29 protein-coding genes are annotated in these 25,071 nt (G+C 45.3%); 21 read left to right on the plus strand and 8 right to left on the minus strand.

Features of this window, described 5'->3' with window-relative positions; translation table 11 throughout:
- Nucleotides 1–3: 3 nt before the first annotated feature.
- The 5 genes from DYD21_RS17970 to DYD21_RS17990 all read left to right on the plus strand — a co-directional run bounded on the left by DYD21_RS17970 (nt 4) and on the right by DYD21_RS17990 (nt 6,044).
- Nucleotides 4–1,161, plus strand: a complete 1,158-nt coding sequence (locus tag DYD21_RS17970; protein WP_147303639.1) for a hypothetical protein — start codon at nt 4–6, stop codon at nt 1,159–1,161.
- A 15-nt stretch (nt 1,162–1,176) separates the two neighbouring features.
- Nucleotides 1,177–2,847, plus strand: a complete 1,671-nt coding sequence (locus tag DYD21_RS17975) for a DUF4157 domain-containing protein (RefSeq protein ID WP_116038399.1) — start codon at nt 1,177–1,179, stop codon at nt 2,845–2,847.
- Between the two features lie 258 nt (nt 2,848–3,105).
- Nucleotides 3,106–4,089: an endonuclease/exonuclease/phosphatase family protein gene (locus tag DYD21_RS17980; protein ID WP_116038400.1), complete on the plus strand. Its 984-nt coding sequence runs from the start codon at nt 3,106–3,108 to the stop codon at nt 4,087–4,089.
- A gap of 314 nt (nt 4,090–4,403) precedes the next feature.
- Nucleotides 4,404–5,198: a M15 family metallopeptidase gene (locus tag DYD21_RS17985; RefSeq protein ID WP_116038401.1), complete on the plus strand. Its 795-nt coding sequence runs from the start codon at nt 4,404–4,406 to the stop codon at nt 5,196–5,198.
- A 204-nt stretch (nt 5,199–5,402) separates the two neighbouring features.
- Complete coding sequence (locus tag DYD21_RS17990) at nt 5,403–6,044, plus strand: hypothetical protein (protein ID WP_116038402.1); 642 nt, start codon at nt 5,403–5,405, stop codon at nt 6,042–6,044.
- A 248-nt stretch (nt 6,045–6,292) separates the two neighbouring features.
- Here DYD21_RS17990 and DYD21_RS17995 read toward each other — a convergent pair whose 3' ends face one another.
- Nucleotides 6,293–7,375, minus strand: coding sequence for a 3-oxoacyl-ACP synthase III family protein (locus tag DYD21_RS17995; RefSeq protein ID WP_116038403.1), 1,083 nt, complete (start codon nt 7,373–7,375; stop codon nt 6,293–6,295).
- Between the two features lie 92 nt (nt 7,376–7,467).
- On the minus strand, nt 7,468–7,941 hold the full coding sequence (locus DYD21_RS18000; protein ID WP_116038404.1) for a cytochrome c: 474 nt from the start codon (nt 7,939–7,941) through the stop codon (nt 7,468–7,470).
- 161 nt (nt 7,942–8,102) lie between these two features.
- On the opposite strand from DYD21_RS18000, the gene DYD21_RS18005 reads away from it, so the two are divergent.
- Nucleotides 8,103–8,507 (plus strand): Dabb family protein, encoded by a 405-nt coding sequence (locus DYD21_RS18005; RefSeq protein ID WP_158607361.1) that lies wholly within the window; start codon nt 8,103–8,105, stop codon nt 8,505–8,507.
- Between the two features lie 199 nt (nt 8,508–8,706).
- On the plus strand, nt 8,707–9,864 hold the full coding sequence (locus DYD21_RS18010) for an ATP-binding protein (protein WP_116038406.1): 1,158 nt from the start codon (nt 8,707–8,709) through the stop codon (nt 9,862–9,864).
- A gap of 425 nt (nt 9,865–10,289) precedes the next feature.
- Here DYD21_RS18010 and DYD21_RS18015 read toward each other — a convergent pair whose 3' ends face one another.
- A complete protein-coding gene (locus tag DYD21_RS18015) occupies nt 10,290–10,604 on the minus strand; it encodes a hypothetical protein (protein ID WP_116038407.1) in 315 nt (104 codons plus the stop codon).
- Between the two features lie 239 nt (nt 10,605–10,843).
- Here DYD21_RS18015 and DYD21_RS18020 point away from each other — a divergent pair, with 239 nt between their 5' ends.
- Both DYD21_RS18020 and DYD21_RS18025 read left to right on the plus strand, forming a co-directional pair.
- Nucleotides 10,844–11,980: a Fic family protein gene (locus DYD21_RS18020; RefSeq protein WP_116038408.1), complete on the plus strand. Its 1,137-nt coding sequence runs from the start codon at nt 10,844–10,846 to the stop codon at nt 11,978–11,980.
- 421 nt (nt 11,981–12,401) lie between these two features.
- Nucleotides 12,402–12,749, plus strand: a complete 348-nt coding sequence (locus tag DYD21_RS18025) for an addiction module protein (RefSeq protein WP_116038409.1) — start codon at nt 12,402–12,404, stop codon at nt 12,747–12,749.
- A gap of 330 nt (nt 12,750–13,079) precedes the next feature.
- On the opposite strand, the gene DYD21_RS18030 is transcribed toward DYD21_RS18025, so the two are convergent.
- Entirely contained in the window at nt 13,080–13,433 is a 354-nt protein-coding gene (locus tag DYD21_RS18030) for a type II toxin-antitoxin system VapC family toxin (protein ID WP_199535596.1), read from the minus strand.
- Nucleotides 13,430–13,690 (minus strand): type II toxin-antitoxin system Phd/YefM family antitoxin, encoded by a 261-nt coding sequence (locus tag DYD21_RS18035; RefSeq protein WP_199535597.1) that lies wholly within the window; start codon nt 13,688–13,690, stop codon nt 13,430–13,432. The genes DYD21_RS18030 and DYD21_RS18035 overlap by 4 nt, the downstream gene beginning before the upstream one ends.
- A gap of 575 nt (nt 13,691–14,265) precedes the next feature.
- Between DYD21_RS18035 and DYD21_RS18040 the strand changes: the two genes are divergently transcribed.
- The 7 genes from DYD21_RS18040 (at nt 14,266) to DYD21_RS18070 (ending at nt 17,785) form a co-directional block, all read left to right on the plus strand.
- Nucleotides 14,266–14,466: a hypothetical protein gene (locus tag DYD21_RS18040; protein WP_147303640.1), complete on the plus strand. Its 201-nt coding sequence runs from the start codon at nt 14,266–14,268 to the stop codon at nt 14,464–14,466.
- Between the two features lie 166 nt (nt 14,467–14,632).
- Complete coding sequence (locus DYD21_RS18045) at nt 14,633–15,187, plus strand: TlpA disulfide reductase family protein (RefSeq protein WP_116038412.1); 555 nt, start codon at nt 14,633–14,635, stop codon at nt 15,185–15,187.
- A gap of 54 nt (nt 15,188–15,241) precedes the next feature.
- A complete protein-coding gene (locus DYD21_RS18050; RefSeq protein ID WP_116038413.1) occupies nt 15,242–15,865 on the plus strand; it encodes a TlpA disulfide reductase family protein in 624 nt (207 codons plus the stop codon).
- Nucleotides 15,866–15,971: 106 nt separating this feature from the next.
- The gene (locus DYD21_RS18055) at nt 15,972–16,619 is read left to right on the plus strand and encodes a Crp/Fnr family transcriptional regulator (protein WP_199535598.1); all 648 of its coding nucleotides are present in this window, start codon (nt 15,972–15,974) and stop codon (nt 16,617–16,619) included.
- A 122-nt stretch (nt 16,620–16,741) separates the two neighbouring features.
- The gene (locus DYD21_RS18060) at nt 16,742–17,005 is read left to right on the plus strand and encodes a hypothetical protein (RefSeq protein WP_116038414.1); all 264 of its coding nucleotides are present in this window, start codon (nt 16,742–16,744) and stop codon (nt 17,003–17,005) included.
- A 13-nt stretch (nt 17,006–17,018) separates the two neighbouring features.
- Nucleotides 17,019–17,336 carry a thioredoxin gene (trxA, locus tag DYD21_RS18065; protein WP_116038516.1) on the plus strand — a complete coding sequence of 106 codons (318 nt, stop codon included), beginning with the start codon at nt 17,019–17,021 and terminating at the stop codon, nt 17,334–17,336.
- Nucleotides 17,333–17,785, plus strand: a complete 453-nt coding sequence (locus DYD21_RS18070) for an OsmC family protein (RefSeq protein ID WP_116038415.1) — start codon at nt 17,333–17,335, stop codon at nt 17,783–17,785. Before trxA ends, DYD21_RS18070 begins: the two co-directional genes overlap by 4 nt.
- A gap of 194 nt (nt 17,786–17,979) precedes the next feature.
- Here the strand turns inward: DYD21_RS18070 and DYD21_RS18075 are convergent, their stop codons facing one another.
- Both DYD21_RS18075 and DYD21_RS18080 read right to left on the minus strand, forming a co-directional pair.
- On the minus strand, nt 17,980–18,345 hold the full coding sequence (locus tag DYD21_RS18075; protein WP_199535600.1) for a four helix bundle protein: 366 nt from the start codon (nt 18,343–18,345) through the stop codon (nt 17,980–17,982).
- A gap of 386 nt (nt 18,346–18,731) precedes the next feature.
- Nucleotides 18,732–19,427: a hypothetical protein gene (locus DYD21_RS18080; protein WP_116038416.1), complete on the minus strand. Its 696-nt coding sequence runs from the start codon at nt 19,425–19,427 to the stop codon at nt 18,732–18,734.
- A 309-nt stretch (nt 19,428–19,736) separates the two neighbouring features.
- On the opposite strand from DYD21_RS18080, the gene DYD21_RS18085 reads away from it, so the two are divergent.
- Nucleotides 19,737–20,429 (plus strand): septal ring lytic transglycosylase RlpA family protein, encoded by a 693-nt coding sequence (locus DYD21_RS18085; protein WP_158607362.1) that lies wholly within the window; start codon nt 19,737–19,739, stop codon nt 20,427–20,429.
- A gap of 277 nt (nt 20,430–20,706) precedes the next feature.
- Here the strand turns inward: DYD21_RS18085 and DYD21_RS18090 are convergent, their stop codons facing one another.
- Entirely contained in the window at nt 20,707–21,072 is a 366-nt protein-coding gene (locus tag DYD21_RS18090; RefSeq protein ID WP_199535601.1) for a four helix bundle protein, read from the minus strand.
- Nucleotides 21,073–21,486: 414 nt separating this feature from the next.
- Between DYD21_RS18090 and DYD21_RS18095 the strand changes: the two genes are divergently transcribed.
- The 4 genes from DYD21_RS18095 (at nt 21,487) to DYD21_RS18110 (ending at nt 24,693) form a co-directional block, all read left to right on the plus strand.
- On the plus strand, nt 21,487–22,998 hold the full coding sequence (locus tag DYD21_RS18095; protein WP_116038519.1) for an NAD(P)H-dependent oxidoreductase: 1,512 nt from the start codon (nt 21,487–21,489) through the stop codon (nt 22,996–22,998).
- A gap of 102 nt (nt 22,999–23,100) precedes the next feature.
- Nucleotides 23,101–23,265 (plus strand): hypothetical protein, encoded by a 165-nt coding sequence (locus DYD21_RS21160; RefSeq protein ID WP_158607363.1) that lies wholly within the window; start codon nt 23,101–23,103, stop codon nt 23,263–23,265.
- Nucleotides 23,266–23,350: 85 nt separating this feature from the next.
- The gene (locus DYD21_RS18105) at nt 23,351–23,620 is read left to right on the plus strand and encodes a hypothetical protein (protein ID WP_116038419.1); all 270 of its coding nucleotides are present in this window, start codon (nt 23,351–23,353) and stop codon (nt 23,618–23,620) included.
- 158 nt (nt 23,621–23,778) lie between these two features.
- Entirely contained in the window at nt 23,779–24,693 is a 915-nt protein-coding gene (locus DYD21_RS18110) for a DUF4007 family protein (RefSeq protein ID WP_116038420.1), read from the plus strand.
- The last annotated feature ends 378 nt before the right edge of the window (nt 24,694–25,071 follow it).

Consider the following 25,071-nt stretch of genomic DNA (forward strand, 5'->3'; position numbering starts at 1 on the left):
ATCATGCCTAAATTCAAGATCGGCAAACCGGGCGATCGGTTTGAACAGCAGGCAGACCGGGTGACCGATGCTGTGATGCGCATGCCGGATCAGCCCTTGCAAATGCAGCCGATGGAAGAGGAAGAGGAGCTTCAGATGGCCCCGGCGATTCAGCGGCAGGAGAGCGGGGAAACAGAAGAGTCGGAAGCCCCGGCCAGCAGGAATCCACTTACAGATGCGGTGAGCGGCATCCTGAGGGAACAGCTATCTGAAGATGCGCTGAAGAAACATCTTAAATCACTTGGTAAATCACTCCGGGACATGGCCGCTGAAGGATCTGTTGATCCCATAGAAGGACCGGCTGCTGCCATACAAAGGCTTACCACTCTGAATATCCCACAGGCATTTCAACAGACTTCGCAGGAGATTATCCGGGATCCGGCGCTTGCTCAGCTACGACAGCAAATTATTGATATCGTTGGCAGAGATGACCGGACAGCTATGCTTGCTGTGTTAGCCGCAGGCCTGGCCGCTTTTATCGCAGATGTTGATCTCAGCGGCGAACCTTCGGTTGAACTCGGAGCCGGTTTCACTGTTGGAGGTATGTTTGATTTTGGATCTGCACAGGATATTGAATTTAACCAGGTTCGGTCGTACGTACAGTATGCCAACAGCTATTTCCGGGGCCGGGTTACCGGCGGACTTGAACAGGAAGAGGCAGATGATGAAACCGGTGAGGAGGAGCAACTTGTGGGTACCGGAACCGGTGAAATCCGGGTCGGTACCGATATTAATCACCTGATGTTGCGGGGATCGATTAATTCAAATCAGGAGATCACCCTTACGGGACGTTTATCCGGCGGGCCTACCTTTGGAAATACCAACCGTTTGGTATTTACGGCTGATGTTTCGCACATGTTTGCTACCGGCGAAACAGTATTCCGTCCCAGCGTGAGCGGACGATTCAATCTCGGCAGGGATCAGAGGCTGGAAATTGGAACGCAGCTTCAGGTTTCCAGTGATGAAGGACTGAACCGGCTTACCGGTTTTGTTGAGTATCAGCATGACCGGTTTTTCCTTCGTTTTGAGGGCAATATACAGGGTTTCCAGGGTACTGAAAGCATCAGTCCGGGTAATGAGATACCGATCCAGTTACGTGCCATTGTTCCATTTGATTTTTAAACAGGAGATTTTACCATGATTGCATTTAATACACCACATAAACCTCAGCCAAAGCTGAAAATTGGATCGCCGAACGATAAATATGAACAACAGGCCGATCGGGTTGCTGATGCCGTTGTGAATACGCCGGGACAGCCCTTGCAAATGCAGGCGATGGAAGATGATGAGGAGCTTCAAATGAAGTGCAAAGAGTGTGAAGAGGAAGAGAGGCTTCAGATGAAGTGCAAAACATCCGAATCGATACAGATGGCTCCCTCCGGTGCTCCACAACAGCAGCCAGGTTATACATCGGCAGGGGTATCTAATAAAATCAGCAGTTTGAAAGGAACTGGACAAAAACTGCCCTCACGCCTAAACCGTGAATTGTCTCATAAAATAGGCACAGATTTTTCAGATGTATCCATACACAAAGGAGATGAAGCCTCCTCTTTAAGTAAACAAATAGGTGCGCGTGCGTTTACTCATGAAAAAGATATTTACTTCAACTCCGGAGAATATAAACCTGACTCTTCGGAAGGAAAACACCTGCTGGCGCATGAATTGACACACGTGGTGCAGCAAGACGGTTATGAAGCATCCAGTCCAGTCCAAAGACAATCTCCGACAACAGAGTCGGGGAATCCTACCTCTGAGACGCTCAATCAGGAACAGAGAAATTGGCTATACCAGCGAATAGAACACAGGCTTGGTTCTGCGTTTACAACCTTTGCTATAGCCTGCGAACGACATCGTGATGAGCTCCGTGCAGCTGCGGCAAGACAAGAGGAGGCAGCGAGTCTTGTACTAGATGTGGTGCTAACGTTTGCATCCCCCGGGCTGGGAAGACTTTTACAGCAAGCCGTTTCAAGAGCGGTCCATACAGGAGCCTCGCTCATGGCATATCGGATTGCACTTGGAGCAATCAACCGCAGCGACCAAATTGTATCAGCAGCTGGTTCGATCGCAAAACTGGAGGCAAAGCATGGTTTTCAGGCAGTGCTTAGCCGGAGCGCAGAAGAAAATTATGTTGATGAGCTGTATCAGGCCATGCGAGTAGCCATTGACCATCTCCATCAGGGTCTTCCCGAAATGTCGGATGAGGAGTTGAGTATCATCTACACAAACTATGATCCGGAAATTGCTACTCTCAACTATTATGTCGCGGAAATCGGCCGCTTGATCTCACTTTATCAATCGCAAGTGGCACCAATTGGTCAGCGAACCGACGGGGTATATGGACTAATGAAAGCGCGATGGGTCGAAGGTTCCGTCTGGAGAGCATTAGCACTTACGGGCGAAGGACGATATTACAACCAAGATAGAAGGCCTCATTTTATTGCATGGATAAGCCCTAACATGCGTACACTTGCTGAACGCGCAACCGAAGCAGTTAACCAAAACGGAATAAATAGTGTCCATTATCAGGATTTAAATCTCACCGGCGCAGATGGAGAGCGTGCTTTAGCCATGCTTGACTCGGAATACAGTTTCCTTTACCAATGTGGAATGGTAGTGGAACGGTCGCGTGGGGTACCTCAGCGGCAAGGCGCTGCTTGTCCAGGATGCCACGGTGAAAATACGCGTACTCTGACGCCTGAGCCCAATTTAAATAGATTCGACAGCCAAGCTTGGCAACTCTTCCAACAAGGCGAGCAGACTCTCGTTGATACAGAGCGACTACGCGAGTGGATAGAGCGCGATGAGTAGGAATAACCGGAACTATCGTCCTTTGGCTGGTTATAGGCTACAACCCGGACTGCTCCTGGAACCATAAACATATTGTGCCCGGTGATAGATATTGATTGTGTAGCTTTATCCATTTTACCAAGCTTTTAGAATAAATTGTGTATACGCAGAATAACTTTAACATTATTCGTGTACTTTTTAAACGAACCTAATGGACTGAATACTGCTAAATTCTATGATAAGATTTTCTGTTTTGAACTAGTCCCAAGCATAAATCCCATGAAAAACTATTACATCAACTGGTGGAACCTGGAAAACCTGTTCGATGTGGAAGATTCAAATGATCGGCCTGATTATTTGAAAAGCCGGTTAAGAAGTGAATTGAAGGGGTGGAATGAACATGTACTGGATAAAAAATTAAATCAGATCTCTTCAATTATCCGGCAAATGAATAACGGGCAGGGACCGGAAATTATCGGTGTTTGTGAAGTGGAAAATAAGCCGGTGATGGATAAACTGGTTGACAAATTGAACCCGCTTAACCGTAATTATGTAACTGCCCATCACGATACGAGTGACAACCGCGGGATTGACATCGCCTTTATTTATGATGGCGACCTGTTCGATTTTGAAGGGCAGTTTCATTACGAAGTGTTAAAAAGAAGCGCCACAAGAGATCTGTTCCAGGTCAATTTCCGAACCAAAAAGGGAAATGCCTTTATTTTAATTGGCAACCACTGGCCTGCACGAAGCGCCGGGATCTATGAATCAGAACCCTACCGGATTATTGCCGCCGAAACATTAAGCTACTGGCTGGTGCGAATTTTTGAAATCAGGGGAAGCGGTATTCAGGTGTTTGTAATGGGAGATTTTAATGACGAATGTTTCAACAGATCGGTGTGTGATTATGCGCTCTCCACCAATTCCGAAGATAAAGTGCGATACTCGCATATACCGAGGTTATATAATTTAATGTGGCAGTCGCACGGGCAGACGAAAGGCACCTATTATTACCAGAATTTTCCCCTGAATATCGATCAGGTTTTAGTTTCGAAGGGTGGTATTTTGAAAAACTCTCCACTGCGGATCGCTAATTTTCCAGGGGGCGACAGAGCCTGGATAGAAACCTTCCCGGAAATGGTGAGCGGCGGCCGTTATCCCGCGCCCATTCGGTTTGGCAGGCCGTCATCGAAATCTACCTATCACCCGGATACCGGATTCAGCGATCATTATCCCGTATCAATGATGCTTAGTGAGAAGTAGATTTGTAAAGCTTTATTCCCGTTTGAATCCCTGATATGATCACAGAATTGTAGAAATTGCTCCAAAAAAATTGGTTTTACAATCTTAAAGTCAATGAAAGTACAAAATTATTTTTCTGCTGAGCTTACCCGGCTAAGACTGGGTGAAGATGGATGAATGTGTTCATTTGGGTGGCACATTTATTGAGGATATCTGTTGATGATTTTCGCAGCAGGTAGAGTATCTATCCTTTGTAGCGTTAAAAATTTCGGTAGTAAAGTTAGGTAGTTCAACTTTGTTCTATAATCTTATCTTTTAATAAAACGGGGTATTTGATGAAAAAACGAATCAGAGTCGTACAACAGATATTACAAGAAAAAGGCCTCTACGACGGCGCGATTGATGGAATTGCCGGTCCGATCACGATGCGGGCACTTGCTTCGATTGATGAGGTGAATAGCAGCGATCCTAAAACGCGGCAAATCACCACATTTGTTCAGGTGGAGGCGAACAAGCGTGGTATTGATGCCGGGCCGGTAGATGGACTTTGGGGACCGCAGACCAATGCGGCATTTGAAGAATTGGTATATCGGATAGAGAACGGAGAACCGACACCTGAATGGAGGCCCGATGAAATTGAGATTCAAAACCCGAACCAATGGCCGGTTCAGCGTACACCGGAATTTCGAGAATTTTATGGAGAGCGCGGCACACGTCAGGTGATGCTCGATTTTCCCTACCCGATGCGATTATCCTGGGATCTCAGGATTCAATGCAGGCGAACGCAATGCCATGAAAATGTTTATGACAGTCTTGGGCGGGTTCTGCAAAAAGTAAAAGAGATTTATGGTGAAAACAGTATTCGCGAACTTCACCTGGATCAATTTGGCGGCTGCCTGAACGAGAGGCCAATACGCGGTGGCAGCGCTTGGTCGATGCACTCCTGGGGTATTGCACTCGATTTTGACCACAGAAGAAATGCGCTGCACTGGGGACGCGACCGCGCAGCATTTGCCCATCCCGATTACAACGACTGGTGGAAATGCTGGGAAGAAGAAGGGTGGATCAGCCTTGGCCGAAAACGCAACTTCGACTGGATGCACGTGCAGGCCGCAAGGCTACCTGAGTAGGTTCTATAGTTTGCTTATAAGAAAAAACCCAAAACTGCTTTGACATTACAGTACGCTTTCAACTGTAGGTAATGAGTTTGCAGGCAGGCATTAACAATAGAACGACTGCATTTTCTTAACAGCTGCGGACGAATTTTATCGGAGCTTATTTGAGTATTAATCACTTTAAATATTACGAATGCACCTCAAATAAAATATACCACCATGAGCCAATCTTCTAATTTCCTCGGAATCATAAAAAAAGGACAATTCCACGTACTTGATCCGCCACAAGCTGTAGGTAAGTCATTGCGTTTTACGAGTATGTCCATGCAGGAATCGCGTCGACCGGAAAGCGCTGAACTCGACCTCAAGGAGTTCGAGGGAAGTGCCGTACTGATCAGGGGGCACGGTGACAGCGGCTGGGTTTATTCGGCAGAGATGATCGATCAGGCTACACCAATCGTAACTGAGCTGGTTCGACGCGTCTTTGCCACTTCCCATTCGGATGAAAAAGGCAGTGATCAGATCGTGCGTGGCTATTTCGGTCTTGGCACCCATGAAAATGTTGTCAGAATTAACAGCAGCCATGACTATCGCCTGCATATTTGGGCCAGGAATGTTGAAACTTCACAAGGCGGTATACAGATCATGACTCCTCAGAGTCAATTTAGGGGAAGCGGATCATCCGGGGCGAATGATGCACTGGTTCTCGACGTCCCCGCGCAGACTGGCAAAGATCTTGGCAGTGTAGGTGCACAGGGTGGCGAGACCATAACTATCAGTAACGCATTTGGTGCCAGAGGATCCGTATTTTTAACAGTCATTACGGCTAAAGGTGCAACCGTCTCTATGACTCCGGCGTAGAGCGTTCAATAGTCTGTTAGAGCAGGCGAAAGCACCAGTTCATGGCATGACATTTATTCGACGTGATCGATTCAAAATCTCAATTTCAAAATTGTCACCATGAGCTTCACAAAGATCACAAGTTAATTGGAAATGGGGAAAATGATTTAAAAGAAACTGCTGAAAACGTTGATGCTATAGTTTGACAATCACCTATCAGTATGAACACTATATCTCCAATCTATAATCTATGATCTCCCATTCAAAATCTAAAACCTGTACACCACCGAATTGATATTCATACCGGCGCCGACGGATGCGAAAACCACTTCATCTCCGGGGTGAATTTGTTGCCCCTCCATTTCGTCGCGAATAATCAGGTCAAGCAGGGTGGGGACGGTTGCCACGCTGGTGTTGCCGAGCCAGGATATGGTCATCGGCATGATGCCGTCCGGGATATCATCTGACCCTAAATCATACAGTTTGAACAAGCGAGAGAGAATCGCTTCATCCATCTTTTCATTTGCCTGGTGGATCAGCACTTTTTTGATGTCGGTGATTTCAAGGTTGGCTTTGTCGATGCTTTTTTTCACCAGTCCGGGCACATGGGTGATCGCATACTGGTAGAGCTTGCGGCCATCCATTTTCAGAAAAAGAGTGTCGTCGTGATTGTGGTTGTACGATTTATCCATCGCCAGGTAGAACGCCTGTGATTCGGTATCGGTTCGTGCGGCGTGAGACAGAATTCCTTTTGAACCGCCGGGCTCTCCTGCCTGTAGGATGGTTGCCCCGGCTCCGTCGGCATAGATCATGCTGTCGCGGTCGTGGGGATCACTGATTCGGGAAAGAGTTTCCGTACCGATGATGAGCGCTGAATTTGCATCGCCGCTCCTGATAAAATAGTTCGCCTGGATGATCCCCTGAAGCCATCCCGGGCAGCCGAACGGCAGATCATACGCAATACACTCAGGATTTATGATTTTTAGTTTTGCTTTCACCCGCGAAGCGAGGCTTGGAACCATATCAGAACGCCGGTTTCCGTGGCGGACATCCCCGAAATTATGAGCGACGATTATATAATCGAGTGATTCCGGATCCATACCGGAGTCTTCAATCGCTTTTTCAGCTGCAGCGGCGGCTAAATCAGAAGCAACCCAATTGTCATCCGCATACCGGCGCTGTTTGATGCCGGTGATTTCCTGAAATTTTTCGATAATCTCCCGGTTTGATTTCCCGAATGAGTCTCCGTTACGTTCAAGAAAACTGTGGTCTAAAAAATCGCTGTTGTCGACAACAGTTTCAGGAATATACGATCCTGTTCCGGTGATGACTGATGTAATACTTTTCTCCATAATATGTGTGCATCCTGATTTCACGATAACTCTGTAACTCTATGAGAGATACAAAAATATCAAACCATTTTCATGAAAAGATCGGCAATCTGCTATTCACCTGGTTCGCCGTACTCAGCATAATATCTGAGATACTCGTAGACAGCCCGCGCCTGCTCTTCGCTGATTCCGGTGCTGGTCATCGATGCAGAATAACGATCTGACAACTCCTGTCCGATGGGGTGGTTTCGCCGGTTTTCGGCGGGATTGAGCGTGTAGTTTATGATAAACTCTGCGGTTCGATTATCAGCCACACTTCCCAGTGCGGGACCGCTGATGGATGTATTTAACCCGTGGCACGCATCACAATACGTTTCAAATATCTGTTTTCCTTCAAGGGCGAGCTGACTATTCGGTTCATCTTCTTTATCTACCGGACTGGTAACCGGACCGTACCCGTGCCGGTCTTCCCACGGTTCGCTTTCCCCGCAGGCTGTGAATGTGAGTAACATAAAGAACAGAATAAATGTAGGAAGAACAGAGGATTGCCGAAAAATCATATTAAAAACGAAACTAAGTTCTGGCATGAGTTGAAGTGTTTATATAGTGAGAAGCTATGATGGCAATACAACTTGTTCGATTTCTTTGAAATTGAAAGATTTACAGAAATTATATTTTCTTTTTTTATAGGGTATGCAGTATGTTTGAAAAAGTGATTTTAATCAATAATAAATCAAAAAATACAAAAATGAACACATTGATTGCAGGTCTATTATTAACAGTAAGCTTTGCGATGGTTGTTCCTGTTCAGGCTCAGAGCAGTGAATCAGATACCGAACAAGCTCTTGTACATACAGTCTTTTTCTGGTTTAATGATGATGTGAGTGAGGAAGATCATTCAAACTTCTATGAAGAACTGAAAAAACTCATGGAGATCGACGAGATTCTTCACGGCTGGATTGGGGTTCCTGCTGCAACAGAAGAGCGTGGAGTGATTGATAATACATACGACTACTCAATCACATTTGTGTTTGAAGATGAAGCTGCAGAACATGAATACCAGGTTCACCCGATCCACCAGGAATTTATCGAAAAAAATGCGCACCTCTGGGCAGATGTGACGGTATACGATGCAGTAACACCGGGAGAGTAGGGCTTACCTCAAATCCTTGTTCGAACTCGGAATCCCGCTATTGGCAGGTAAGCAGAGCGTACGCTTCATCGTTTCGGTGCAGCACCGGAACGAGGGTGGGGGGTGGATTAAGACCTGTGATTACCTATGACTTAGAATCGGACTTTTGTAATTTTTTTGTGTATATTGAAAACAAGACTTTCAATATACACGATCTAAAATGTCCTATATTACACGTGAACTGGAAAAAGAGGTCCGATCCTCGTTATTGAAAAACCCCGTGACGGCTGTTCTCGGACCGCGTCAGTGTGGTAAATCCACGCTTGTGAAGCAGATCATCAAAGATCTGAAGGATGTCATCTACCTGGATCTTGAGCGGCCATCCGATCTGCAAAAACTGAATGACCCGGAATGGTTTCTGTCATCACAGAAAGAGAAGCTGGTTTGCCTGGATGAAATTCAGCGTCATCCGGATCTTTTTCCCGTCATTCGCAGCCTTGTGGATGAAGACCGGACACCGGGCAGATTTTTAATCCTGGGATCTGCTTCACGTGATCTGATTAAACAGAGCTCCGAATCACTTGCCGGACGTATTTCATACAAAACGCTTACCCCTTTCTTGTGGAGTGAAATATCAGACCGGGTGACGATGGAGCAGTATATAGCAAGAGGCGGATTTCCGATATCTCTGCTCAGTAATGAGGAACCTGATTCTTATGAATGGCGCCGTGATTTTATTTCTACATTCCTGGAGCGCGATCTGTTGCAGTTTGCAGGTTTTACTTCCGTAACCATGCGCCGTTTATGGCAGATGCTGGCCCACAGTAACGGACAAATGCTGAACCTGAGCAGCATTGGGGAGTCGCTTGGTGTGAGTCATACTACTGTTCGAAACTACGTGGATCTATTGGAGCATACCTTTATGGTGAAACAACTTCACCCGTGGAGAGGCAACACCAGGAAACGGCTGATGAAATCACCAAAAGTGTACCTGACCGACAGCGGTATCATAGCTGCGCTCTTGCAGCTAAATGGATTTGACCAGGTTGCGGGGCATCCTGTATTTGGATCTCTTTGGGAATCCATCGTACTGATGCAGCTTAAGGCTCACTTTCCGAACGCAGAATTCAGCTATTACAGAACAAACCACGGTAATGAACTGGATCTGATTCTTTCATTTCCCAATAAAATTGTTGCTGTTGAATGCAAAGCAACGGTTGCCCCATCGCTCACAAAAGGAACGTACAAAGCTGCAGAGGATGTGGGTCCGGATCGCCTTTTTGTAGCTGCACCTGTCGATCAGGGCTATCCGATGAACAAAGATGTTGAGGTAGTTTCACTCAATGAGTTGATTAAGCGGGTAGACGAGGAAGTGTGAACGCGGGATTCATCTCTGATCCTTCTCTGATCACTGCGTTTGCCCCGAAAAATCCGGGACCAGGTGTGGCAAAGAGGGGAGGCTCGTTGATAGGACTTTGAGCCTATTCAAAGCGCCATGCCGAACTGGATCGGTATCTCATCTCCCAACCTGGTTTAGTTTGTAAACCACATGATGGGTTGGTAAGCAGAGCGTACACTTTATCGTTTCGGTGCGGAGTACCGGAACGAGGGTTGTTTGGAGAATGTGAATCTAAATAAGGCTTCATACTACGTTGCAGCGTGGTATCTCACATTTGTATAGTGATCGACTAAAACGGTTTTCATTGCGTTGACGCGGTGCCTGAATTCTGTAATCAATAATTTTTTTAGGCTGTTGAGTCAGGGTTTACCAGCCGATTTTACGAAAATCATATCATATAACGTCTAAAACAACACAACCCCCGGTATGTAAACCGTCTCGTAGAGACGATAGTTTGTAGAAAAAGAAGGAGTCCCCAATTCGGGATGTTCCGGAGAAACAATATGTTGTTTTGAACAGGCTTTGAGCCAGTAGCATATCGATTTGCCATGCGAAACCATATCGTTCAGGTCTCCTTCCCACAAGTCCCGAAAGGGACGACCTAAAGGGTAGCCTTCGGTTCTACCGGAGGTTTTGTTTATTGTTATCAGCCCTCTCGGGTCGGCGGCCCGAACTACGTGTTCCAATCTCTGTTTAAGGTCAAAACCTCTATCAAACATTAAATATTGATATTTTTAATGTTTGATGCGGAATATTCCATTACTTTAAGGTCTGATGAAGTGGCGTACATTAAAAAAGAGTTAAATTAATGCCTGATTATACTCTGTAATACGGATGACGTACATGAATTTCGAATATCGAACAGTTGAATACCGAATATCGAAGTACTCTTTCTTCTCCGTTTGACATTCAGTATTCAATATTCTGCGGTTCAATTAATTTTTTAAAAACTTAATTCATGTCCAAAAACCTGCTCTACCCAATCAATCCCGATCGGACCAAACCGTGGAATGATCTGCCCGATCTTCCAATCGCGCCGGAACTCTACCGGGATGTGGAGATCTACGAACAGCTTGGCCACGCAAAAGAGGCGCTGGCGCTGCTGACCGGTCGCAGTATCGCCATCCCGAACCCTTCCATGCTGATCAACTCCATCACACTGCAGGAGGCGAAGGTCTCCAGTGAAATCGAAAATGTATTTACTACGGACGATGAGCTCTACAAGGCCGTGAGCGACACATCAAACGATCACGAGGCCTCTGCATCTACAAAAGAGGTGCTTCGCTACCGGGAGGCGTTGTGGGACGGGCATCACTACCTGAAGGAACACGGGACGTTTGACCGCGACTATTTCATCCGGCTCTATCGCATCATCCAGGAGAGCGGAGATGGAATTCGTCCGCCTTTTGCACGGACGTTTATCCGGATGGGCGGAACGGGTCCGAATGCGGGAAAGCCGGCTTTTACACCGCCCCGGGGAAAAGGAGTGGTCGAAGCCAAGCTGGATAACCTTATTGAATTTCTTAATCGTCCTGAATCAGAACCGGCAGATCCATTGCTGAAAATGTGCATCGCCCACTACCAGTTTGAGGTGATTCACCCGTTTCGCGACGGCAACGGGCGGGTTGGCCGCATCATGAATATTCATATTGTCACACGAGATTCTCAGCTTGATCTCCCGATTCTCTACCTTAGCCGGTACATCCTGGAGCACAAACACGATTACTATGAACACCTGGCCGGGGTATCACGCGCAGGGCAATGGAAGAAGTGGATCCTGTTTATGCTTAAAGCAGTGGAATGGACCTCCCGCCTGACTCTCCGCAAGGTGAACGACATCATCGAAACCCGTGAGGAGATCCTGCAGGTGATCCGCGAACAGACCGACATCCGCCGACCCGAAGATCTGGCCGAGGCAATCTTCACACAGCCCTACACCAAGGTGACTCACCTGACCGACCGCGGCCTCTACGCCGAAAACACCGCGCGAAACTACCTCAATGAGCTGGTTGAGCTGCAGGTGCTGGAGAAAAAGGAGATCAAAGGACGGCACTACTATATTAACCCAGCACTGACGGAGATTTTGTCTTATTAACAGACCGAGGACCGACTCACCCCTTGATCCCTCTCTACTCTCTCCATTCGCATAGAGGGGAAACTCGTTGGTAAGGATTCAGGGCCTGGAAGCGGTCGGGTTTTGAAATATCGAACACTGAATAACAAACGCCGAATGTCGAATGATCAGAATATCGAATATTGAATCAAGAACGCCGAATTTCGAACAGATAACACTTCGATATTCTATATTCATCTGTTCGATGTTCGATATTTCACCACTTCGATATTCATTATTCAATATTCAGCGTTTGATATTCCCTCTCGCACCGGCATGAATACTCTTTTTTGGAAGGGTTACACAGACCAAAAAATAGAGATCACACGTTTAAAAGTTTATTTTCATCTGATGAACTATCTGCTATTTTTAAGAGATCGGAGATTAAAATAATCCATGAAATATGCCCATTCCTGATTCACTTGAACAAGATGCCTTAAAGCTTGAAGAGAAAGATCGCTTGCACCTTCTGCTTAAACTCCTTGAAAGTTTTGAGCCGAATACAAAGGGGCGAAATACAATTCAAAATTGGGTTGAGGAAGCAGATACCCGTTATCAGTCCTGGAAGGCAGGGGAAATGAAGACAATTCCTGAAGAAGAAGTGTTCCGGGAAATCAGAAGCGATCGGAAGGATCAGGTTGAATTTTTTGAAGCTGCACGATTTGATTTGAATAAAAGCTTTCATTATTACTCAGGCATTGATACTGAACTTGAATCAGACTCAGTTTTAAAATTCGAACATATATTCTGAATCGGGCTCAATAAAAGAAATTATGGGCAAAGATGGGTGGATCGTCTTGCAGGTTTACGGATATATCGCACCTAGGGCGCTCCTATACTTCATACTCGCTCTTACCCCATGGCCACCGCTGCGCTGTGACCATGGGCTACGGATATGCCGCCCCGGAACGGGGCTGTCATTATCAGATTTGTTTGAAATTTTACGGAAGCTGGGTTACCATTCGATATTCCCCACCCCTTCAACATTCGTTATTGATTATTCAGCATTGTGTTCATACGTCCAGGGATTAATCACTTCAACAACTGAACCCTCCAAATCCTGCGTATTTCTTGTCACAACCTATAGATCATGAACCTGGGCTGTGGCGGCAATAAGTGTATCAATGGCCGGAAGTGGTTTCCCTTTCTGTTCTGCTGTAGCTAAAATTTCACCCCATTTATTCACTTCTTCCATATCAATGCTGAGGACACGATTTTTGAATCGCTGGTTCAAATCCTCTTTTACCCATCTATTTAGCTCTTTCTTCTTTTTCGAATCGGGTAATTTTTCAATTCCTTTTCTCAATTCGCCAAACGTAATGACGCTTAAATACATGGAGAACTCATCCCGATCGGCGAACCATCTCACAACATTTGGATTTGGTTTCTTTTTAACCAGCTCTGAAATACAGCATGTATCTATCAGATAGCTCATAGCTCAACTTTACGGGAGGGGGACTTGTCTCGCGTAAGATCAATTTCAACTTCTGAAAGAGGAGATTTCTGAAAAAACTCAACCAGGGATGTTCTCGGTTGTTCTAATTTCCGATAGTCTTCAGCTGATAGCACCACTACGCTGTCTTTTCCATGCTTCGTAACGGTTTGCGGTCCCTCTTCGAATGCTTTCCGAACCACTTCGTTAAACCTGTTTTTAGCTTCCTGTAACTGCCACTTCTTAGATTTTGTGTTCATACATACTTCCATTTTCATCTAGTCTGTCTAGAAAATACTGTCTTATAACAGATTATAGAAGTCAAAATTGCATGTTGTAATCAGAGGTAGCAGGATAGCAGAGCTTTCTCCTTGCCGTTCCGGTGCAGAGCACTGATACGAGGGTGAGGGTGCAAAACGGGACGAGGTTGTCGGGAGATCGCGGGTCAGGCCCGCGATGACGTTGATTGGGAATGTGAGTGGTGTATAGATTCCGGAAACATGCGGTAATAGCAAATAATAGCAGAGGGGAAACTCAGGATGGATACGGTTGTAGAGTGGTTGGAAATGAGTTAAATTTATCCCGCAGCAATAAATTGCAAACTGCCTCGTAAGGTCAGTACGACAAGACAAATCTATAAAAAAGTATTATCACTCCATTCTCCAGATATATCTCTTTATTTCTCCTGCTGGTTTTTGCAAGTTCTGCAATTACGGGTGTTTCTGGGAATAAGCCCTATTCTTTCTCAATTCCTGACGGAAACTGGGCTGCCGGCATCAACTGTATCAACAGTTTGCAAAGTGGTGATAATGAATTCTTAGGAACTTCAGATCCTGTGGCAAATCAAGAGAAATCCTCAGAAACCGGTTCAATGGATGGGGTTATTACATGTAACTCCAATATTTTTCATTCCCCTGCCGGATCGGTTGATCAGTCGTTTCCCGACTATCTGGACGAAATTCATGCTTTTCTGAATCCACTCAATAAATCACAGCTTTTCACTTTTCGCGAACCCGACCCTCCACAATTGGCATAAGCTGAATTCTCCCGATGCGTCCTCTTTCTGCAATCGGGATCCGCTCTCTTTTTCAAATCATCTATAAATCCCGTAATCGGGCAGTTCTGAATTGTTTCTGATTGTTCAGGAAAACATCAGTATTGCCGGTATTGCGTGATTAACATTCAACTTATTGCCACATATTATGAAAGCTATATATAACATCAGAATTGTCATCGTCTTAGTACTCTCGATTGCAACAGCTGCGTGCAATCCGCAGCAAAATCAATCACAATCAGCCACCGACACCGTTCAGCACGAGGCTGGAGAAACCGTTTCAGAGGAGTTGCCGGAAGCACCGGATTTTCAATTAACCGATATGCATGGAGAGGAATTCATCCTTTCTGATCACAATGGGAAAGTTGTTGTACTGAATATCTGGGCCACATGGTGTCCGCCATGCCGGGAAGAGATACCCTACTTCATTGATCTTCAGGAAGAAATGCGGGATGATGCAATTTTTGTGGGCGTATCTGTAGATGAAGAAGGCTGGGAGGTTGTAGAGCCTTTTGCCGAAGAGTTTGGAATCAACTATCCGCTTGTGGTGGATAATGGAACTGTATCTGATAAATACGGCCCCTTTCGCGGAATACCCGCCACATTTTTCATTAACCGGGAAGGAGAGGTCGCCTACATGGCACCCGGAATGATACCCGAACAGATGATCCGTGCAATACTTGAAGAGTTAATCGACGGGTAAGGCCTGCTTCTCTGTAAATCAACTTTATGAGACAAATCACAAAATTTATCAGATATGACGAAATCAGAACAAGTACCAAAAAAATCCCGGTTCAAAAGTGAGGCGATCCAGTGGTCCGTTATGATAGCTGTAGCCGCAATTCTCTATATGACCGGCCTGCACAAAGATGTTATCGCAACGCTTCAGCGGGCCGTAATGTGGACCGGTTTGTATGATGTGACGGCACAAATCGATGAACTGAATGGGCCGTTTTTAAATGCATCAGATTATCGATTTACGATGACGGATCAGGAAGGTGTGCAGCTGAATCTCGATTCATTTGAAGGAGATGTTTTATTTATAAACCTCTGGGCATCCTGGTGTCCGCCCTGTATTGCCGAGATGCCAACCATCCAGGCTCTGCATGATGGGGTGGCGGACCGCGACAATATCAGCTTTATCATGCTTTCGCTGGACCAGGAACGTGACGAGGGAAGGAACTTCATGGAGAATCGCGGATTTGAAATGCCGTATTACTTCCCCGCTTCATCCATTCCTGCAGAACTATCGAGTTCGTATTTACCAACCACATTTGTGATATCGGCAGAGGGTCAGATCGTCTATAAGCATGAAGGTTTCGGGAATTTCAACACACCGGAATTCCGGAATTTTCTGATTTCACTGGCAGAAGAGTCGTAATGGTTGGATCGATGAGATAGATGAAACAGAAACTGTCTGCTTTTATGATATGATATGAAGCGAAGGGTGATCAGATTCATTATTTTTAAAATAAAACGGTATCGCCATGATGAAAAACCGTGCTGATTTACCTTCACTTGATTCTGCACTTGAAGCCGGACAAAAAATTTCGGACCTCGGTATTACGAAGCAGTTTGAACCCGGAGATACTATCGTTAACGAACATGCTTCAGTCCGGTCGATCCCTTTCATCACTAAAGGAAGCGTAAAAGTGATGCAGTCAGACGAGGATTATAAAGAGATGGTGCTCTACTATCTTCGTCCGGGTGAAACCTGCATCATGTCGTTTTTAGCAGGGATTTCCCACGATACCAGCAAGGTAAGAGCGGTGGCAGAAGAAGCCTGTGAAGTTGTGTTTATACCGGTACATACATTCCAGGAGTTGATTGGTAAACATCCTGAGTGGCTAAGCTATATTTTTCAGATCTATCATATGCGGTTTGAGGAGTTGCTTGAGGTCGTAAACGCTATTTCTTTTAAAAAAATGGATGTTCGTCTGCTTAAGTTTCTTCAGAAGAGATGTGCGGTGATGCAAACTGATACACTTTCACTCACGCACGAACAACTTGCCCATGAATTGGGTACGGCACGTGAAGTTGTTTCCCGATTGCTGAAACAGCTGGAAAATGAGGGTATGGTTGAGCTGGGAAGAAACAGAATCAGACTTTTACCGGCAGGAAAACTGAACAGATAAAATTCCCGGCAGTTCATCGGTGATTTGAGTTATGTGACAAATGTTACTGAGATTGGCACACGCATGGGGTAATTTAATGTCTTGGTGAATAATGCAGGCGAAATGAAATTAACTGAAAACCTATGACTTCAATAGCACAAAGAATCGTAACAAACTGGCACCCGATGAGGTGGCTGGTACTGGCAATCGGACTTTTTTTAGCATTCCAGGTTTTTGCTTCCGGTGACGGCTTTTTAGGTGTACTGGGAGCATTCTTTCTGTTCCAGGCTCTGACCAATTCCGGATGTATGCTCTCCGCTTCCTGCGGATTTCCGGCTGCAGATCGTGTTAAAGCTGAATCTTCAGAAATCAAAAATGTTGAATTCACTGAAATAAAAGAGGAATAAAAAAATGCCCAAAATGAATACAAAACCAACTTCTTTTACAGAACTGATTAATGGAGACACACCTGTACTGGTTGATTTTTATGCTGACTGGTGCGGACCCTGTAAGATGATGGGGCCAATCCTGAAAGATTTAAAAAAGAAGGCCGGAGACACTGTTAACATCATAAAAATTGATGCTGAAAAAAATGCCGATGCAGCAATCCGCTATAATGTTCGGGGAGTTCCCACACTGATTCTGTTTCACCGGGGGAAAGTTCTGTGGCAGCAATCGGGTGTAGTGCAGGCTGATCAGCTTCATTCAATCATTAAGCAAAAAACCGAAGAGTTATGAAAAATCTGCCCTATTCATACAGCGTAGATCTAAACTGGAAAGAGGGACGAAAAGGTACGCTGAGTTCTTCAAATTTACATCAGTCGGTTGAGGTGGCAACCCCGCCGGAATTTAAAAATGGCGTGGAGGGAATTTGGTCTCCCGAACATCTTTTGGTGGCATCGGTCAGCAGCTGTTTTATGACAACATTTTTAGCAATTGCTGAAAATTCAGGTCTGGATTTTGTAACTCTGGATGTGAATGCAGTAGGTCTGCTCGATAAAAAAGATGGGAAATTCATGATTACGGAGATTGAACTCGAACCGGAGCTTGTAATATCCGATGATAAATATGGTGAAAAGGCTCTGCGAATCATGCATAAAGCAGAAGCAGCCTGCCTTATAACGAATTCTTTAAAAACCACAATTGCCTTTAACCCTCGTGTACTCATTGGCGAGGAAGCGGGGTGACTCGCTGATCTGAGACCAGGTTTTGAATATCGAATAATGAATCACGAACGATCAGAATATCGAACACTGAATAACAAACGCCGAATTTTGAACGATCAGAATATCGAATAATGAATCACGAACACCGAATTTCGAACAGATAACACGTCGATATTCTATATTCATCTGTTCGATATTCGACATTCCCCTGTTCATTATTCATTATTTTTTTTGGCGGTTTGAATGCTTTTTACAAAAATGGCGATCAGCTCATTTACTTCTCTGATGGCATTTGTGATCAGAGGTGTATCCGTCAGAAATCCCTTCTTCCGCATGATCTTCATATTAATTCTCGTCTCGCGCAGTTCTTTAAGCATGATGCTGACTTTGTGTATAAAATCCTTCCGTGATTCCGCACTCTGCGCCTCGCCATACACCAGAGCCGGCGACGTTCCGGAACGGATGATTTGTCCCGATAAATACCTTCCGGCATCTGTTCGCGGAAGAGCTTCTGCAATATCAATTGACTGTACAGCAAATTCGATCAGCCGATCTTCAAGATCATAATTTTCTCTTTTCATCATTTTCTCCATTGTAATGTAGTTATCACTCTTGTGTCAATAGTATGATCCAAAATCTGCGCTTTACTTACAGAAATCTTTCAAATATCGAACGGTCAGAATATCGAACACTGAATCATGAACGCCGAATGTCGAACGGGGGGAATATCGAATATTGAATAATGAATGCCGAATGTCGAACGATCAGAATATCGAACACTGAATAACAAACGCCGAATTTTGAACAGACAACACTTCGACATTCATCCGTTCGATGTTCGATATTCATCTGTTCGATGTTCGACATTTCACAGCTTCGATATTCGTTATTCAATATTCAGCGTTCGACATTCCCACTTCCTTCGTTATTCGACATTCATCTGTTCGATATTCGATATTCAACATTCCTACCGTTCGAAATTCATTTCAAACCCTTGCATCTGCAGTTCCATCTCATCTTTGAGGCGGCCGGGATCGACGGTACTGGTATATCCGTATTCATACATGATCTCTGTTCCCATCAGCTGATACACCCCGATGACTGATGGAATCAATTCTGCGTAAAGGCCAAAGATGTGACGGATGCTTTGCAGGCGGGTAAAGTCGCTGTCGTGGGAAAAATTGGCAATGGAGGCGTCATCCATTTTTTCGATGAGTGACTGCAGGTTGTAGATATATGCAAGCTGGTTAGCGGATGAAAACGGAACATCTTTAAAGATCCCGGTACTTAGCATCATTTGGTAGGCTGATGATCGCAGTAGCGGTGGCATCGCCCCTCGCCATCCCTCAAGCTGGTAGCCGTACATCTCGCGGACCGGCTCACCGGCCTGCATCAGGCTGTCGATCTGACTGGTGATATACGTGTAATAGTAAAAATTTTCCACCATACGGTCGTGATTGTAGCGCATCTCCGCCGCGATTGACGTAAGTGCATTTTCAGCTACAGCCCGGTTGTTGCGGCCTTCGCGCCACTCATTAACCAAAAAACCAATCATCACGCCGATCACAATTGCAGCCACCTCCAGGATCAGAAGCCAGCCAAAACGCTGATTCCCTTTTGAAGTGAGATACGGATCCGACGCCCTCCTGTGATGACGTAACATAGGCAAGAATATTAGTTACCAGATTCCACCAATAAACGCCAAAACAACATTTGTTGCAAGCAAAACGTGGGAAATGTTGAATATCGAATATCGAATGACAAATGCCGAATAATGAACAGAGAACACTTCGATATTCGAAATTCAATATTCAGCGTTCGATATTCCCCCCCGTTCGATATTCGATATTCAATATTCAGCGTTCGATATTTGTCTCCGCTTGTTTCCAAAAATGAATGATTTCCTGCATTTTTAGTGTTAACCTATTGTATATTTTCTGTTTATGATAAATATTTTGTATAAATGTTCGCCATGGAAAAGAGACTACATATATTCTTTCTGTTTCCGGTTTTGATCCTGTTGGTTTTCGCCGGGTGTTACGAACATCCTATGCAGCAGAGAATAGATCAGCAAACCTCAGATGAAGAATCTGCTGAGGTTACAGGGCAATCGGATATTCTTCAGACCGGAGAGGCGAGCTGGTACGGGCCGGGATTTCATGGTCGGCTCACCTCAAACCGTGAACGGTTTAACCAGAATGACCTGACAGCCGCACACCGAACGCTTCCTTTTAACACCATCGTGGAGGTGGTGAACACCGAAAATAACGAAACGATTGAGGTGCGTATCAACGACCGGGGACCATATGCGCGCAATCGCGTCATTGATCTCTCCCGGGCGGCGGCTGATGAGATCGGCATGATCGACGAGGGAGTGGCCGATGTGGAGCTTGTTCTTGTTGAGGCGGGCGGACCCATACCTGAAAATCTGAACCGGCCAACGTTCACCATTCAGCTCGGGGAGTATAACCTGGCCTCATACGCTGGCCGGTTTGCCGACGAGGTGGGAGATGGGGTGCGTGTGGAGCAGCGATTTCCGCGCGGCAGCGTCCGCACGGTTTACATGATCTACTACGGAAACTACACCTCCATGAGCAGCGCCAACGCCGACCTCGAACAGCTGCGCGAACGCGGATTCGATGGCTTTGTCCGGCAAATAGACTGAAAAATATCGAACACTGAATAATGAACGCCGAATGTCGAACGGGGGGAATATCGAACACTGAATGATGAACACCGAATTTCGAACGATCGGAATATCAAATATTGAATCATGAACGCCGAATGTCAAACAATCAGAATATCGAACACTGAATCACAAACGCCGAATTTCGAACAGATATCACTTCGACATTCGTAATTCAATATTCAGCGTTCGACATTCCCTCATTCTTTCGTTATTCGACATTCATCTGTTCGATGTTCGATATTTTGCTCGTTCATTATTCATTATTTCTTTTGGCGGTTTGAATGCTTTTTACAAAAATGGCGATCAGCTCATTTACTTCTCTGATGGCATTTGTGATCAAAGGCGTATCCGTCAAAAACCCCTTTTTCCGCATAATCTTCATATTAATTCTCGTCTCGCGCAGCTCTTTAAGCATGATGCTGACTTTGTGTATAAAGTCCTTCCGTGATTCCGCACTCTGCGCCTCGCCATACACCAGAGCCGGCGACGTTCCGGAACGGATGATTTGCCCCGATAAGTACCTTCCGGCATCTGTTCGGGGAAGAGCTTCTGCAATATCAGTTGACTGTACAGCAAATTCGATCAGCCGATCTTCAAGATCATAATTTTCTCTTTTCATCATTTTCTCCATTGTCATTGTAATGTTGTTATCACTCTTGTGTCAATGGTATGATCCAATATCTGCGTTTTACTTACAGAAATCTTTCAAATATCGAACGGGGGGAATATCGAACACTGAATGATGAACGCCGACTTTCGAGCAGACAACACTTCTATATTCTATATTCAACTGTTCGTTATTCGACATTCATCTGTTCGATGTTCGACATTTCACAGCTTCGATATTCGTTATTCAATATTCAGCGTTCGATATTCCCTCATCCCTTCGTTGTTCGACATTCCTCCTGTTCGATATTCAACTATTTTTATTGAATCTTAGGATCGTTTAGTTGAAATTATCGTCTCAAGAGTCATTAAACCATCTTTGATTATTTTATCAACGGACCCTTCCATATCAACTGAATCACCGGCCCTGAAGGTGTTGGTTATTCTGGGCCATCCGCGAATGCACAGTCTCAACTCGGCACTCGCCGATTCCTATTGCAGCGGGGCCGAGGAGGCGGGCGTGCAGCTGAGACGGCTGAACCTGGGGGAGATGGATTTTGATCCCGACGTGCATGAAATCTCGCCGGCGGATCAGCCCCTGGAACCGGACCTCCAGCATGCCAAGGAGTTGATTGAGTGGGCCGATCACCTGACCTTCATCTATCCCGGCTGGTGGGGCGTGGGCCCGGCCCGGCTGAAAGGATTTCTGGACCGGGTTCTGCTGCCCGGCTTTGCCTTTACCGAGCGCAGCGACGGCACCTTTAAAGCTCTCTTAAAAGGCCGGACCGCCCACCTGATTACCACCCTCGATATGCCCTCCTGGGTCTATCGCATCATTTTTCGTGCGCCGGGCCACAATGCCATGAAACGCTCGTCGCTCGGTTTTTGCGGTATTGACACCACCCGGATTCTCACCCTGGGTCCGGTGAAAGATTCAACGCCCGACCAGCGCAAATTGTGGCTGCAAAAGGCCCGCAGCCTGGGATCTTCGCTTCAGCGGGGAGTGCGGAGCCGCACCGGGTCTGTTCTGCACAACACTGCATCCTGGCTGAAAGCACTGCGCCTTCAGTTCTATCCCATGACCTGGATTGCCTATACCGTGGGGGCGCTGGGTGCAGCGGCTGCAACCGGCGTCTGGGATCTCTGGATTTACGTGTTAGGCTTCTGTTTCCTGTTTTTCCTGGAGGCGGCCACTGTTTTCACGAACGAATGGTTTGATTTTGAGACCGACCGCATCAACGAGAATTACGGCCCTTTTACTGGCGGCTCGCGCGTGCTGGTTGATGAAAATCTCTCTCACCGGCAGCTGGCCGTCGGAATTGGAACGGCACTGTGTTTAACGGCCGGAAGCATGTTCCTGCTTCTAACCCAGTCCGGCTTCTCTGTTCCCATACTGACCATCATGGGAGTCATGACCGTTCTGGCCCTGGGATACACAATCCCTCCGCTGAAGCTTTCATGGCGGGGATTTGGCGAGCTTGATGTGGGCTTTACGCACAGCCTGGGAGCTGTGCTCTGCGGATACCTGTTCCTGGACGGCCACTGGATGAGCCCCTTTCCCTGGCTGGTGAGCATTCCCCTGTTTTTATCTGTATTGCCGTCGATCATCCTTGCCGGTATTCCGGATTATAGCGCCGATAAAAAAGCGGGCAAAAAGACCCTGGCCGTTTTGCTGGGGAGAAAACGCGCAAAACAGGCGGCCCTGCTGTTTACGCTGCTGGCGGTCGTTTCTGTGGCTATTCTTCAAGGCCGGCCGGCTTTGATGGGTACGCTCAACGGACTGATTATTCCGGCAGCCCTGCACGGAATGTTTCTTATGTATACGCTCTACCAGGATCAAAAAGGAGAACAGAGTGAGGGCCGGATAGACAGCTTGATGGCACTTTCACTCAGTTTCATCCTTTGGTTCGGCATCATCCCCCTGATTCACATTTATTGAATAACGAACACCGAATCACGAACGATCAGAATATCGAACACTGAATAACGAACGCCGAATGTTGAACGATTAGAATATCGAACACTGAATGATGAACGCCGAATGTCGAACAGTTGGACATTCGATATTCCTTATTCTCCTGTTCGATATTCCACTTCGTTTTGCGATATTGCCACCAGCTATGATCAACGCAGACCCAGTTTTAAAACCATTTTTTCGCTTCGGGCCGATCATTCTCCCGGATGGGATGAACGTTCGAAAGGATAAATGCAATATGTTCAAAATGGCATAACAATGATCACCCACTCGACCATATTTTCGATGGATATTTTTGAAAAAGATACAGGTGGATATGACGCGATCACAAAAGATTAAAGTTTTGGAGAACTATCTTATCCGAACTCCTGAAAATTACAGGGACTCCTTTAAAACCGATATCTATCTTTTCTTTAACGAAGATTTTACTAAAGACAATCCGTTATTAGGTTTTCTGGACTCACTCAACGAGCAGAGTGAAATTGAGAGTTGGGTTGATTTGGTAACATCCCAAATTGTTTTGAAATTTGATGAGGAAGTGGAGACTATCGGAGATTTTATTGGGGAGTATTTAGAGGTTAATTAATTATTCATTATTCGACATTCACAGTCAGATTATGTTCTTTTCGGAATGGGGAGTATGCGTGTGAGGACAGCTAAAATTTTTCCAAAGGGGTGACTTAAGTTGACACCCATAATGTTTATATTTGAGCCAACTTGAATTTGAAAGAAAACCTTGACTCAATGGGTACTTTACGATTTTCCGGGCATGAGTCTTTTCAGTGTCGGAATCTTTGGCTTAAAAAGGGTTTCGATTTTGTTACCAATCCAGATGAAAGTAGAACAGATTTCAATCACGACCTCGCTGTTTTGGATTTAGGTGTCGGTAAAAATATGGTTTCGTCTATACGTTTTTGGTTAAAAGCGTTTGATATGGTTGATGACGAAAATGAACAACCAACTCAATTAGCAGAGTATTTGTTTAGTGAATCTGGAAGAGATCCATTTTTAGAAGATTTAGGTACTCTCTGGCTTCTTCACTACAAATTGGTGAAAAAATCTGAGGCAAGTATCTATCATTTGGTATTCAATAGATTTAGAAAGCAACGCATTGAATTTACCAAAGAACATCTGTTCAGTTATTTAGTTAATGAGTGCGAACGGTTAGATGAAAATCATTCTCCCAATTCTATTGAAAAAGATGTTGGGGTATTTTTGAAAAGCTACGTAACGCCAGATCAGCAAAAGAAAAAAGATAAGATTGAAGATCGGTATTCATCTTTGTTGATCGATCTTAATCTCGTTAAAAAGTTTAAGAATTATGGCACTCAAGAAAATGAGTGGTATAAAATTGAGAGCTCTGACAGGGAAATGCTACCTATTGAGATCTTTTTCTACGTAATTTTAGACAATTTTGACACATCAAGTACGAATGCTAACAGAAGAAAATCAATCTCCTTTCATAAGTTGATGAACGAAGATAATAGTCCCGGTAATATTTTCGCTCTTACTCCTGATGCACTTGTCACCAAGATCAATCAGCTGGTGCAAAATTTCTACGGAGTGGTTTACAAAGACAATGCAGGAGTGCGCGAACTCCAGTTTAATGCCGAATTTGATAAAGAAGAGATTTTAGACAAATACTATGCAAAAAATTAGTAGCAGCTTTAATCCATCGGTAAACATTGAGCGAGATTTAGATAAAGAGTTTGAGTACGTCGTGACTCCTAACTCCCGCCATATCTATAACCAGTTGGTGGGAAGCCTAAATTCAGGGTCGCACTCTTTTTCCATTATCGGATCTTATGGAACGGGTAAGTCTTCTTTTCTTGTGGCATTTCGAAAGAATCTCATTGGGGAAACCCTCCATTTTGAACCCCTGAATGGTGAATTTTCAAATGTTGATGGGTTTGAGTTTGATTACATCGTTGGTAAATATGGATCACTGATTGAAGAACTCGGTCTTCATTTTGATATTGAAGATTTTCGGAATGAGAAGGAAATCTTAGCATGGATAGACCAAAAGCATGAGCAGCT

The sequence above is a fragment of the Rhodohalobacter sp. SW132 genome, from assembly GCF_003390325.1.
Lineage (GTDB): Bacteria > Bacteroidota > Rhodothermia > Balneolales > Balneolaceae > SW132.